Here is a 13,008-nt window from a genome sequence, read left to right on the forward strand (position 1 = left end):
AACCAACGCACGAACGCGTTGGTTTTTATTTCAACTTGTTAGTGAAACCGCTCACATTTGGAGGTGCTACAATTGCCAATTATTGCGATAATATTAGGAATTGCCATACTGATTTACATGATCATCAGACTAAAAATGAACACTTTCGTATCACTGGTGATTACCTCAATCTTCGTGGGGTTATTCTTAGGGATTCCATGGACGCGAATTGCTGAGGTCGTTGAAAAGGGGATTGGCGACCAGGTTGGTCACTTAGCCATTATCTTTGGGTTAGGGTCGATGCTGGGCAAACTGATTTCTGATTCAGGAGCTGGTCATCAGATTGCTATGACGTTAACCGAAAAGTTCGGCCCCAAGTATATTGAGTGGGCTGTGGTTATTTCGGCCTTTGTCATTGGATTGGCCCTGTTCTTTGAAGTGGGTCTGGTCGTCCTATTGCCAATTATTTACGTAATCGCTCAAGAGATGAACATTGCTTTGCTCTACCTGGCCATTCCAATGGCAGCGGCACTGAACGTGGCCCACGCCTTCTTACCACCTCACCCAGCACCAACGGCGATTGCTGGTATTCTGGGCGCACCATTGGGTCAGGTCCTGCTGTTAGGGATAATTGCGGCTATTCCGACGGTCATTATTATGGGGCCAGGGTATAACCACTTGCTTCACCGGCTAGCCCCACAGATTTACCATAAAAACGTTAAGATTGCTGTTTTAGGTGACGTGAAGATGGATTGGCAGAAGGATGAGTTGCCGTCATTTGGTGTCAGTCTGGCGACTGCCGTGATGCCGGTGATTCTGATTGTGATTGCGACCCTAGCGAAGTATCTCTTACCTAAGCATATATTTATTGGTGAGTTTCTCCAATTCATTGGGATTCCAGACATTGCCATGATTTTGGCTTTGATTTGGGCAATCTATGCCGTTGGTCTCAAACGAGGGATGCACATGAAACAGATTGGCCAGTCGTTTGAGACGGCCATTAAGCAGATTGCCATGATGCTGCTGATCGTTGGTGGTGGCGGCGCCTTCAAGGAAGTTTTGGTTGAAGGTGGCGTTGCAAAATACGTGTCACAGATGTTTACGAACTTAGACCTCTCACCACTGATTGCCGCTTGGTTAATTACGGCTGTGCTACGGATCTGCTTGGGATCGACGACGGTTGCTTCCTTGACGGGTGCCGGTTTAGTTGCACCCATGATTGCCTCGACGACTGTTGATCCAGCATTGATGGTCTTAGCGGTTGGGGCTGGGTCGGTCTTCTGCGACCACGTTAACGGCGCCGGTTTCTGGATGGTCAAGCAATACTTCGGGTTGACTTTGAAGGAGGCTCTGCTGTCCTGGACGACTCTGACTATGGTGATGTCAGTTGTGGGTTTAGTTGCTGTCCTAGGCATTTCACTGTTTGTTTAAGTAAATTAGGTTGGTGGTCACTAGAACTTACATACATGATAAAAGGCTTGAGACAAACGTCTCAAACCTTTTTTATGCTCATCCATGGTCGAAACGTGCGCCAAAAGGCAGTCTCTTTGCGTTAACAGACTTTAGGTGTGATTAGCTACTTCACTGCGCTAACCAAGTGAGGATTGGCGGTAATGTACCCACCAGCAACCCGGTAACGTAACGTTCCAGCGGTGGTCGGGTTATTGCCTTGAGAGTAATCCCAGCCAAGAATTTTGAAGGTGTGGTGCGTCCGCCGTGGGTAATGCCGTTTCCGTTGGGTGAGATTCACGTCAGCATAGCGGTTCACGGCGGTCTTGGCACGGACTCGGGTAGGCACGCGATATTTTTCGGCAACGACAAAGTGGCGGTTTCCTGAGATGTATTTACCATTGGCGAGGAGTAGACGGGTCGTCTTTCCCTGGGTGACGACTTTTTTGACAGCCAATTGTTTTCCTTGGGCGTAAGCAACCTGGGGTTGAGACAGAGCTGCTGAGTCATAGCCGTTGATGCCGCCAGGATTGATGACGGTCACAGTTGGTGGCGTACTTTGGTAGTAACTAGCTGTGACGTAGTTGGCCTTGGTTGTGACGTAGCCAGCCGCACCATACGTCTGGGAATGCCGGTTAGTATCTTTGACCTGATAGCGGTCATTGCCAGCCTTAGTGGTCGTGATACCAGTTACCAAGAAAGTCGGCTGCTTCATCTGTGGTTTTTGGGCAAACCAGGCTAGTCGAGTGGCTGCGCTGAAGTTTTTACTGCTATACAGTCCAATTTTTTTGGTAGCGGAGATGTAAAATTGTTCGAAGTCTGCCGTGTCATCTTTTGTGGGTGTGGTTGGTGAAGTTGGCGCGGGGATCGGTGTCGGTGTGGGTGGCTCGGGTTCCTTGATGGTCATACCTGGTTGGGGCTCACGCACGTATGTTTGATTGCCAGTGAGCCCGTGATCTTGACCATCATAGAGATTGAGTAATTGTTGCGTACTGTCGTTCACCGTTGGGTCCGAGTCGCCCAGAACTGGTCCTTGGGGATCGTAGGCCTGATAGTTCGTAAGAAAGTCGTCGTAGCCAGCAAATGGCGGTTGGTGGTTTAAGTCAAAACTGACTTTGCCACTACCGACTTCCTGCCAGCGATTGGTGACCATTGAATTACTGCTCGTTAGGTTGTAGAGGCCACTATCTTTGAGCATGAGAGTGGGGCTGACGGTGAGACAATTGATTTGGGCGTTGGAATCAATGTAGTTGGTGTAATTCGCAACGAGTTTATCAGACGAAGAGAAGTTGCCTAAATTGAGAACCTGTAACGCTGTACAGCCCAGGGTTAGACCAGACAGGTTGGCAACGTTAGCCGTCTGCATTTTGGAGAGATCCAAGTAAACGAGCGAACTGTCATTTTGAAACATGTTGGCGATGGAGTGGGTATTACTGGCTGCGAAGCTCGGTGCAGTAAAAGTTGTTAAGGATTGGTTATTGGCAAACATTCCCATGAGGCCTGAACCGCCAACAATATTCGTGCTGTCTAAGTTAGTCAGGTCTAAGTTAGCTAGCCCACTGTAACCGGTTACATTTGAAAAACCAGCAAATAGGTAGGCAGCGTTGACGCCAACGTTAAGTTTTCCGTTGACTGCGATTTGTTTTACCTGGTCTTGGAAGTCGGTTCTAGTAAGGCCATCCTGATTGTCTTCAACGAGATCAGTCAAGACTTGCCCATTGGGAAGGGTCATCCAACGTCCAGAAAACTTGCGTAGCGTGCCACTCTGTAACGTCAATGTACCGTTGTCTAGCGTCCAAGGAATGCTGGTCTCGCCGGAACCGATAGTTCCCGAGTAATTGGTTGCGTCAGTCGCGGCAGCTAAGACGCTTGGGACATCTTGGCTGAATTGCTGACGGTTAACGGAAATTAGTGGACTGAAGCCAATAGCCAGTCCCAATGTGAGTAATCCAATTTTCCATTTCATTTTCATTAGGCATACCCCTCCCTGAATAAATAGGTGGTAAATGGGTTAAACAGATTAAGTATTATCATCGTTAGTTTATCATTGACGAGCTTTGATAGTGAACGATAGCGACTCATTTTGACAGAATTTTTTAACAGTATTGAAGGAAAATAAAACAGCAGTCATTGTGCTAAAAAAGGCCGTTCATTCTTTGAGCAAATTGGTAAGACCAATTAGAAAAGTCTGTTATACTGGGAGCGATTATTAGCGTGTAAGCGGATCGTAGGAGAAAATGATGGCAGATTTGATTTACAGAGAGGTCGTTAACGACCTCAAGAAAAGAATTCTCAGTGGCGAGTTTGCGGACCGCAAGTTTCCCGATGAACGACACCTCAGTGAGAGCTATCAAGTGAGTCGCAGTACGGCTAAGCGGGTGCTCAACGTCTTAGCTGATCAGGGAATTGTCTTCAAGAAGCGTGGTTCTGGGACTTACGTCAACCCCCTGTATTTAAAAGATAAGTCGATTTTTCGCTTTGAGGGGAAGAATTTAGGGGTGACGGATAGCCTACAGATTGGGGATGAACAACCCCAGAGTGATATCCTAGATTACCAGGTGATTGCAGCGACCCCCGAGCTACAACAGGACCTATTTCTAAATAGTTCAGACTTTGTCTACCGAATTAAGCGGCTCCGGATTTTTGAAGACCAGCCAGTGATCATTGAGACGGGATACATTCCCATCAAAATTTTGCCGGATCTGTCGCCCGATGCTGTGAAGACTTCTATCTTTAATTATTTACACGCGGCCCAAGGTAAGTCGGTGACGCGGTCATTTCTGTCGATTTCAGTGGCGCCTTCAACGGTTGAAGACCGGCAATTGCTTCATCTTTCAGCGACAGAGCCAGTGGGCGTCATGGACGGTATCTTTTTCCTAGATGATGGGACCCCGTTTGAAGTTTCTAACATGCGGCTGCATTACCAGTACATGAAATATAATACATTTGTTAATTTGAATGAAGATTAGTTGATTTTTACCGGGAAGGTGCTAAATTTACCGGTAGGCGGACAAGGATGATGGATTGTCCCTTCAAGCAATCGTTCTACGTGAACGGTTTTTTGAAGGGGTAATTAATCAATAATCACCAGAAAATCTAACTAATTTTGAAATTGGACCGTATCAATTTTGAAAAAGGTTGACTTTTTGAAATTTTCCGGTATTATTGGGAATATAAATTAACCTCTGATTCACGTTGATTGTGTAGAAGTTTGTTTACCTAAGACGAAGGAGTGTAAAATTCATGGCAGTAGATTACGATTCCAAGTCATACTTGGAAAAGGTTGACGCCTGGTGGCGTGCTACAACTTATCTTTCCGGTGGGATGATCTTTTTAAAGAGCAACCCATTGTTCTCAGTTACCAACACACCAATCCAAAAAGAGGACGTTAAGGTTAAGCCTATCGGGCACTGGGGTACTATCTCAGGCCAAACGTTCCTGTACGCACATGCTAACCGTTTGATCAACAAGTACGGTTTGAACATGTTCTATATCGGTGGCCCTGGTCATGGTGGCCAAGTTATGGTTACCAACTCTTACTTGGACGGTACGTACACTGATGACTATCCTGAAATTACTCAGGACCTTGAAGGTATGTCACGCTTGTACAAGCGGTTCTCATTCCCAGGTGGGATTGGTTCTCATATGACTGCCCAAACACCAGGTTCACTCCACGAAGGTGGGGAACTTGGTTACTCACTCTCCCATGCTACTGGTGCCGTTTTAGACAACCCAGACCAAATTGCATTTACTGTAGTTGGTGATGGGGAAGTTGAAACTGGTCCTGCTATGACTGCATGGAACTCCATCAAGTTCTTGAACCCTAAGAACGATGGTGCCGTATTACCAATCCTCGATGTAAACGGCTTTAAGATTTCCAACCCAACGTTATTCTCTCGGATGAGCGACGACAAGATCGCTAAGTTCTTCGAAGGTTTGGGCTGGTCTCCTCGTTTCCTTGAAAACGAAGATATCCATGACTACATGACTTACCATGAAAAAGCTGCTAAATTGTTTGACCAAGCTATTGCTGACATCAAGCAAATCCAAAAAGACGCCCGCGAAAACGGCAAGTACGAAGATGGGACTATCCCAGCTTGGCCAGTTGTTATCGCTCGCTTGCCTAAGGGTTGGGGCGGTCCTAAGCACAACCCAGCCGGCGAACCTATCGAAGGTTCATTCCGTGCTCACCAAGTTCCACTTGGCTTGAGCCAAAACAACTTCGATGAATTACAAGAATTTGAAGACTGGATGAACTCATACAAGCCAGCCGAATTATTCAACACTGATGGTTCATTGAAGGCAGAAGTCGCTGACTTTGCCCCTAAGGGTGACAAGCGGATGGCTGCTAACCCAGTTACGAACGGTGGTCGTCACCGTGGCGAAAAGGCTAACATGCTGGACTTGCCTAACTGGAAAGACTTCGCTAACGACATCAACGAAAGTAACCGTGGGACTAACTTGCCTGATGGCAACCGGAACATGGATATGAACGTTCTGTCAACCTTCTTCGCTGGCGTTGCTACGAAGAACCCATCATCATTCCGGATCTTCGGACCTGATGAAACGATGTCTAACCGTCTTTGGGAAATGTTCAAGATTACGAACCGTCAATGGATGAGTAAGGTCAAGGAACCAAATGACCAATACGAAGCTCCAGAAGGTCGTATCTTGGATGCCCAATTATCAGAACACCAAGCTGAAGGTTGGCTTGAAGGTTACACCTTAACTGGTCGTACCGGTGTGTTCACGTCTTACGAATCATTCTTGCGGGTTGTCGACTCAATGACGACACAACACTTCAAGTGGATCCGTCAGGCTGCTGCCGAAGACTGGCGTAACGATTACCCATCCCTGAACTTGGTTTCTACTTCCACTGTGTTCCAACAAGACCACAACGGTTATACCCACCAAGATCCAGGTATGCTGACCCACTTGGCTGAAAAGAAGTCTGACTTCATTCGCCAATACCTGCCAGCTGATGGGAACACATTGTTAGCTGTCTTTGACCGTGCCTTCAAGGACCGTCAAAAGGTTAACCACATTGTTGCTTCTAAGCAACCTCGTCAACAATGGTTCTCTGTTGCTGAAGCAGAAGAATTAGCTACTGAAGGTCTTAAGGCTATCGACTGGGCTTCCACTGTTGCTGAAGGTGAAGATGCTGATATCGTCTTTGCTTCCGCCGGTGTTGAACCAACCATCGAAACTTTGGCTACTGTAGACCTGATCAACGACGCCTTCCCATCTGTTAAGATGCGTTACGTCAACGTTGTTGAATTGGAACGTCTGCAAAAGAAGAACGGCCCATTGAACGCAGAACGTGCCTTATCTGATGACAAGTTCAGTTCATTATTCGGTCAATCTGGTACCCCAGTTCTCTTCGGTTTCCATGGGTACGAAGATTTAATCGAATCAATGTTCTACGAACGTCAACACTTAGGCTTGAGCGTACATGGTTACCGTGAAGACGGTGATATCACGACTGCTTACGACATGCGTGTATACTCCGAATTAGACCGGTTCCACCAAGCCAAAGATGCTGTTAACATCTTGATCAACAAGGGTGCTATTGACGAAGCTGCTGGTAAGGCCTTCGACAAGAAGATGGATGACATCTTAGCTAAGCACTTTAAGGTTACCCGTGACGAAGGTCATGATATTGAAGAATTTACGAAGTGGCAATGGACGCCATTGAAGAAGTAATTTCTTTCAATGAACCTAAACTTTAACTAGTGTGTTAATTGCCAATTGGTGGTTAGGATACGGGGACGCGCAATTCTTAAATGAATTGCGCGTCTTTTTTGTTGCAGATAATTGTTAAGCGTAGGCAACGGTTTACTTTTTTAGTATGACGACTCATAATTGGATTAACTATGGTAATTGCGGGTCGTTCATGCAGACGATACCAATTAAGTCCAAGGTAGGAGGCGCAGCGTATGCAAAGTAATCAGCGAATAGCAGAATTATTGGTCCGTTTGATGGTTGGTGAGACCTTGAAACAGGCGGAACTTGAGGAACGTTATGGCGTTAGTCGGCGAACTAGCCAACGCGACTTGGCATACATTCGTCATGCACTATCGGAGTATACCGCCGGTGACTTAGTTGAGGATCAGGGGACGTATCGGTTGTCGCGGCAGAGTGAATCGACAGACTCCGCCATGGTTCTGACGGCTAGTAACATTCTGTTAGGTTCGCGGGCACTGAATCAACCGGAGTTGACGGCTACTTTGGCTTACCTGAGTTCGACTCTTTCACCGGAGATGCAGTTAGCGGTGCGTCAACAGTTGAAACTCTCGCGGGGGAGTTATGTCCCGTTGTCCCGAGCCAAGCCACTCCTTCATCGGTTGCAGGAAGTGGCCACCTGCATCGCTCAGAACCAAAAGATGGTCTTTTCTTACCGGAGTAGTCGCCCAGGAGAGACGGCGGCCCAGATCCATCACGCACAACCAGTAGCGTTGTTTTTCGAAATCTTTTATTTTTACGTGGCCATGTATAGTGAAGAACACCATGGTTATTGGTTGTACCGGCTAGACCGTATCGAAGATATTTTAGAGAAGCTACCGGGAGAAAAACTGGATTATGACGAGCGGTTTTCGTTGCAGGAACACCGACACTACACGTACCTACTGGATTCTGGGTCGATGACGCAGGTGCGGTTTATTTACCGAAATTACATTCAGACCGTATTGGATTACTTTCCTGATTCGCGGGTGATCAAGACGAATGCGGACGGCAGCCACGTGGTGGAAGCCTACATTAAAGTGGACGGGGCGATGCTATGGCTCATGAGTCAGGGGGCGGGTCTGCAAGTCCTTTCACCCCCATCGTTGGTTAAACGGATGCGTGATGCTCTGGCCGCCGCTTATCAGCAATATGATGAGTGAGTTTAGACCAGCTAATGGCCCTGGTTTTATTGATCGACAGTTCATCATTAGTAAAGCCAAGGTCGACTTGGTTGAAATAAAATTAGTTAAAAAAGATAGTTCCAGAAATCATACCTGATTTCCGGGACTATCTTTTTGGTGATTATTGATCAGCAAGCATGGTGCTTACCTGCTGTTGTAGTTTGGCCAAACCTTTTTCTGGTGTCGTTTCACCACTACTTAACTGACTGAGCATCTGGTTTACATCAGCCTGATATTGGGTGTACCCAACGAGGGTGGGGTCCATGAAGCCATCGGGTAGCGATTGGTCCGCTGCCCGCGCTAGAGGGTGTCGCCGTAAATAGGCTTGGTAATTTTGACTCTTTAACGCGGCGGTTGTTAATGGGAGGTAACCGGTGGCCTTGACCCACTTCAACGTTTGTTTCTTAGCCAGTAAGAATTGCATGAAGGCCACCGCTCCTTTACGTTGATCCTTAGAAGCTGACTGGAAGAGCACTAAGTCGTTACCGGCAATGGCGGGGCGCCGCTTACCTTGATAACTCGGTTGCGGTGCCGTTTCCCAGTGTAGTCCCTTAGGCGTGCTGGTTTGCATGATGCCTAACGCAGCGGACGAACCACTGTAGAAGAGGGTCTTGCCCTTGAGAAAATTGACGTTACCGAAACCGTTTGTGCCGGCTGTCGTGGCAGTCTTGGCCTGCAGCATGTCATAGATGATGTGGGTGGCGCCAACAATTTTCGAGTTCGTAAGTTGTGGTCGTCGTTGATACAACGGAGTACCGGCCGCCTGGGCGAGTGAATCGATTTCAGACGAAAGGCTTTGGTCTAAGGCCAGCCCCGTTATTCCCTGGGCGCGGACTTTCTTACCAGCTTTGGCCACGGCCGCCCAAGTTTGGGGAACCTGGATATTGTTCTGCTTGAGGAGGTCGCGATTATAGTAGAGTACCCGAATTGATTTGGAGAAGGGCAGCGCGTACGTCTTACCCTGATACTGGGTTGCCGCCTTAAAATTCGGGGCAATTTTACTAACCGTTTGTTTGGATAAGTAGGGGTCCAGCGGCGTCACGAAGCCGCCCCGCACGTAGTTAGGAACGTTGGTGTAGGTGGTCTGGGCCATCGTTGGCAGGGTATGTGACTTAGCCGCGGCGGTAATCTTTTGCTGGACGTTAGCGAAGTCTCCCTGAGAACTTCCCACGACTTTGTAAGTGGATTGGGAGTGGTTGAAGTCTTTGATCATCTGGTTGAGTGTCTGCTCACTGGCACCACTGGTACCGTGCCAAAAGGTCACCGTCACTCGTTGCTGGGCGGTGGGCTTGGTTTGATGCTGTGCACAAGCGCTGAGGGTACCTAACAGTAGGAGCGAACCAAGACTAAGACTGAGTCGGAACAAGCGTTTCATCAGATTCATCCTTTCAAATGAGTTGCAGAAATCCCCATGACTAAGTATTTTTGGAGGCCTAAGTAGAGGATAAGTAATGGCAAGATGACGCAAACTGTGGCCGCCATCAGCAGGGGGTAGTTAGCACCTTCTGTGGTGGTAAAGGTGACCAAACCAATTGGCAAGGTTCGTAGATTATCGCTGTTGGTGACAATAAGGGGCCACATGAAGGCGTTCCAAGAGGCAATCATTTGTAGAAGGGCCACCGCTGTGATGATGGGTCGAGTCGTTGGAACCAAGATGTGCCAGAGGTATTGCCAGTCGCTGGCACCATCAAGGTGCGCCGCGATGTAAAGGGTCGCGGGTTGTGCCCGAAAGGCTTGATGGAGCGCCACTACCATGAAGACGCTGGCCAGCCACGGAATGATAAGTGCTGCGTAGGTATCCACCCAGTGGAACTGGGCCAGCGTCACAAAGTTGGGAATCAAAAGTAGTTCGCTGGGTACCAGCATGAGTGCAATCAGTAGACCAAATAAGGTGCGGCGACCATAGAATTGAAGGTACGTGAAGGCAAAGGCGGCTAAAATACTGGTGATAAGTTGACCAGCTGTGGTAGTGGCCGTTACCAGTAAGGAGTTTAGGCAGTACCGGGCAAACGGTGCGGCCTGCCAAACGTGCCAATAGTTCAACCACTGCAGCGACTTCGGCAGCCAAGTTGTTGGAATCGTCAGGGTGGTGGCGGCTGGTTGAAGGCTGGTGACGAACATCCAGACAAACGGGATGAGTATCAGAATTGCGCCCAGCGTTAGGAAGAGGGTGCGGGTAATCATTGCGAGATAATGGCGCATCATTAACGCCCCCCTAACTGACGACGGCGGTGACGATAGTAGCCGTAGGTCAGAAGAGTTAAACCGCCGACCAGAACGAATAGGACGACACCGCTAGCGGCGGCTACGGCAAATTGATTTTCCACGTAGAACTTTTGGTAGAGGTAATACATCAGTGTGAGATCGGCGTTGCTGGGTCCAGCCGTGCCGTGGAAGAGCGCGTAAACTTGATCGAACACTTTAAAATTGGTGATGCTCGTGTTAACGACGATCAGGACTGTGATAGGCAAAAGCAACGGCCAGGTCACGTTGGTAAATCGTTGCCAAGGACTAGCACCATCGAGCGTGGCAATGACGGCGTATCGTTGATCAATGTGATTGAGACCGGCCAGAAATAGGATGATATTGACGCCTAGGCCTTGCCAGATACAGACGACCATCAGTGCGGCTAACGCGTAGTGGGGGTCATTTAACCAGTCAATGGCGTTGATCCCGAAGTAACTTAAGAATCGGTTGAGGAGTCCGCCGTCCAAGCGAAACAGCCAGTTCCAGACCAGTCCAATGGCTACCGTGGAGGTCACAAACGGTAGAAAGTAGACGGTCCGGAAGAAACCCGCTAAGCGGCGTGACTGGTTGATTCCTAGTGCAATCAGTAACGATAGTAAGACCGTGACGGGCATGGCGACAAGCACTAACAGGAGCGTGTTGCGACAGGCCAGCTGAAAGGTGGGGTCGTGCCAGAGTGTGATAAAGTTGCCCCAACCAATTGCGCTGACCTGGTTGGTGTAATAGTTATAGTGGGTGTAGCTACTCATCAGAAACGCATGAATCAAAGGCCAAACGGCAAAGATTCCCGTAATGATCAGGAAGGGCGCCAGGTAGAGTAAGGCTTTCAGGGTTGATTTAATAGTGGGTTGGGCGTTAAGCATGGGCATCACCCGACCAAAGGCACGTGCCAGCGTTATTAAATAGATGACAGCCTTGTGGTGTAATGGTTAAGGCAACTTGAGTTGCGGTCGTGGGGGCAATGGCGGTGCTGACAAAGTTGCCGCTTAGATTATGTAGGTACGTTTGAGTGTCTCGTCCCAGCTGGGTTTGTTGCGTAATATCAGCCGAAAAGGTTGCTACGTCGGGTGTAGTGGGCAGAATTGCCTCGCTACGGATGCCGAAGGTGTTTGCCTGAGCGAGCACCGTGGCTGGCAGCAACGCGCGTAACTTTGCCGGTAACGTTGCGACTGGTAATAGGTTGATCTGGGGGTGGCCGATAAATGCGGCGACGGTCTGATTATGTGGGTGACGATATAGTTCGACGCTGGTACCAACTTGTTGGAGCTGACCATTTGCTAGGATCATGATGCGGTCGGCAATTTGGAGGGCGTCCTCTTGGTCATGAGTCACTAGCAAAGTCGTGACACCAGTCTGTTGCTGGATGTGACGAATGACAGCGCGGAGGTCTTCGCGCAAGGCGGCGTCTAAGTTGGCGAGGGGTTCGTCCAAGAGCAGGAGGTTCGGTTGCTTAGCAAGTGCTCGGGCAATAGCAACTCGCTGTTGTTGTCCCCCGGAAAGGTTACGGGGAAACTTGTCGAGTTGGTCGGTTACGTGGACCAGTTCTGCCAAGGCGGCGGCCCGCTGGTAGCGATGACGTTTCTTGACGTGGGCCATTTTCAAAGGAAACGCAATGTTGTCCTGAACGGTGAGGTGGGGGTACAGTGCGTAGTCCTGGAAGACCATGCCAATGTTACGTTGCCGGCTATCTTGTGAGGTGACATCGGTCTGATCGAAGATGATTTGACCAGCTGCTGGGGTCAATAATCCTGCAAACAGATTTAGAATCGTGGTTTTCCCACTCCCACTGGGGCCCAGTAGCGCGACTAGTTCACCGTCGGGGATGGTCGCTGAAAAATGGTCGAGGATAGCGGGATGGTGATCATAGGCCAATGTGACATTTTGAAGGGCGACCTGCATGGTGTCGCCTCCTTTCGCTAAAGCATGCAATATTTTGTCGACTTATATTGTCGAATGACTAGGAAATCACGTACCAATAACTGGTTGACTGGTTATGATTTTACTCAGTATAGATACCTTTCATTATAGCTGATTCAAAATTATTATGGTATAAATTATCTTTATTCGGAATGATTGGCTATTATGAAAATGTCCCGACTTAAGATACCTTGCTATGACGGTGATCACTGCTGGAACCCTTGGTATAACAATACTTGTAAGACGTATCGTTTCGACTACTGGTCGGTTTCTGCTAAAGTTAGCTGTGAATCAGATAGAGAGATGAGAGAACGGGTGAAATGGCAAAAGAGGGGAAACGCCACAGTATTTTCGGCGACGTTATCGCCATTGTGGGGTTAGGAATCATTGTGTATGGGTTCCAATTTTCAACGGACATAACGTCGTTGGTGGCGCTAGTTGGTTTTAGTTTTACCGTTTTCAGTCAAGATATTGGCCGTATGATTTTTCACGGATAGTAGTGAAAGGTCGA

10 protein-coding genes are annotated in these 13,008 nt (G+C 48.4%); 5 read left to right on the plus strand and 5 right to left on the minus strand.

Annotated features, from left to right (window positions below; genetic code table 11):
* The first annotated feature begins 72 nt into the window (after positions 1-72).
* A complete protein-coding gene (locus tag AB3Y94_RS10070) occupies positions 73-1,410 on the plus strand; it encodes a gluconate:H+ symporter (RefSeq protein WP_367296101.1) in 1,338 nt (445 codons plus the stop codon).
* A gap of 145 nt (positions 1,411-1,555) precedes the next feature.
* Here the strand turns inward: AB3Y94_RS10070 and AB3Y94_RS10075 are convergent, their stop codons facing one another.
* Complete coding sequence (locus tag AB3Y94_RS10075) at positions 1,556-3,400, minus strand: DUF5776 domain-containing protein (protein WP_367296102.1); 1,845 nt, start codon at positions 3,398-3,400, stop codon at positions 1,556-1,558.
* Positions 3,401-3,668: 268 nt separating this feature from the next.
* Here AB3Y94_RS10075 and AB3Y94_RS10080 point away from each other — a divergent pair, with 268 nt between their 5' ends.
* The 3 genes from AB3Y94_RS10080 to AB3Y94_RS10090 all read left to right on the plus strand — a co-directional run bounded on the left by AB3Y94_RS10080 (position 3,669) and on the right by AB3Y94_RS10090 (position 8,312).
* Positions 3,669-4,397 (plus strand): GntR family transcriptional regulator, encoded by a 729-nt coding sequence (locus AB3Y94_RS10080; RefSeq protein WP_367296103.1) that lies wholly within the window; start codon positions 3,669-3,671, stop codon positions 4,395-4,397.
* Between the two features lie 274 nt (positions 4,398-4,671).
* Positions 4,672-7,131 carry a phosphoketolase family protein gene (locus AB3Y94_RS10085; protein WP_367296104.1) on the plus strand — a complete coding sequence of 820 codons (2,460 nt, stop codon included), beginning with the start codon at positions 4,672-4,674 and terminating at the stop codon, positions 7,129-7,131.
* A 233-nt stretch (positions 7,132-7,364) separates the two neighbouring features.
* A complete protein-coding gene (locus AB3Y94_RS10090) occupies positions 7,365-8,312 on the plus strand; it encodes a helix-turn-helix transcriptional regulator (protein ID WP_367296105.1) in 948 nt (315 codons plus the stop codon).
* A gap of 142 nt (positions 8,313-8,454) precedes the next feature.
* Here AB3Y94_RS10090 and AB3Y94_RS10095 read toward each other — a convergent pair whose 3' ends face one another.
* From AB3Y94_RS10095 to AB3Y94_RS10110, 4 genes are read right to left on the minus strand one after another with little or no spacing between them, the layout of a single operon-like run.
* Complete coding sequence (locus AB3Y94_RS10095) at positions 8,455-9,708, minus strand: ABC transporter substrate-binding protein (RefSeq protein ID WP_367296106.1); 1,254 nt, start codon at positions 9,706-9,708, stop codon at positions 8,455-8,457.
* A 5-nt stretch (positions 9,709-9,713) separates the two neighbouring features.
* Positions 9,714-10,535, minus strand: a complete 822-nt coding sequence (locus tag AB3Y94_RS10100; RefSeq protein WP_367296510.1) for a carbohydrate ABC transporter permease — start codon at positions 10,533-10,535, stop codon at positions 9,714-9,716.
* A gap of 2 nt (positions 10,536-10,537) precedes the next feature.
* Positions 10,538-11,443, minus strand: a complete 906-nt coding sequence (locus AB3Y94_RS10105) for a carbohydrate ABC transporter permease (RefSeq protein WP_367296511.1) — start codon at positions 11,441-11,443, stop codon at positions 10,538-10,540.
* Positions 11,436-12,479, minus strand: a complete 1,044-nt coding sequence (locus AB3Y94_RS10110; protein WP_367296107.1) for an ABC transporter ATP-binding protein — start codon at positions 12,477-12,479, stop codon at positions 11,436-11,438. The genes AB3Y94_RS10105 and AB3Y94_RS10110 overlap by 8 nt, the downstream gene beginning before the upstream one ends.
* Positions 12,480-12,817: 338 nt before the next feature.
* Here AB3Y94_RS10110 and AB3Y94_RS10115 point away from each other — a divergent pair, with 338 nt between their 5' ends.
* The gene (locus tag AB3Y94_RS10115; RefSeq protein ID WP_367296108.1) at positions 12,818-12,994 is read left to right on the plus strand and encodes a hypothetical protein; all 177 of its coding nucleotides are present in this window, start codon (positions 12,818-12,820) and stop codon (positions 12,992-12,994) included.
* The last annotated feature ends 14 nt before the right edge of the window (positions 12,995-13,008 follow it).

It is taken from the genome of Levilactobacillus yonginensis, assembly GCF_964065165.1.
Classification (GTDB): Bacteria; Bacillota; Bacilli; order Lactobacillales; family Lactobacillaceae; genus Levilactobacillus; species Levilactobacillus yonginensis_A.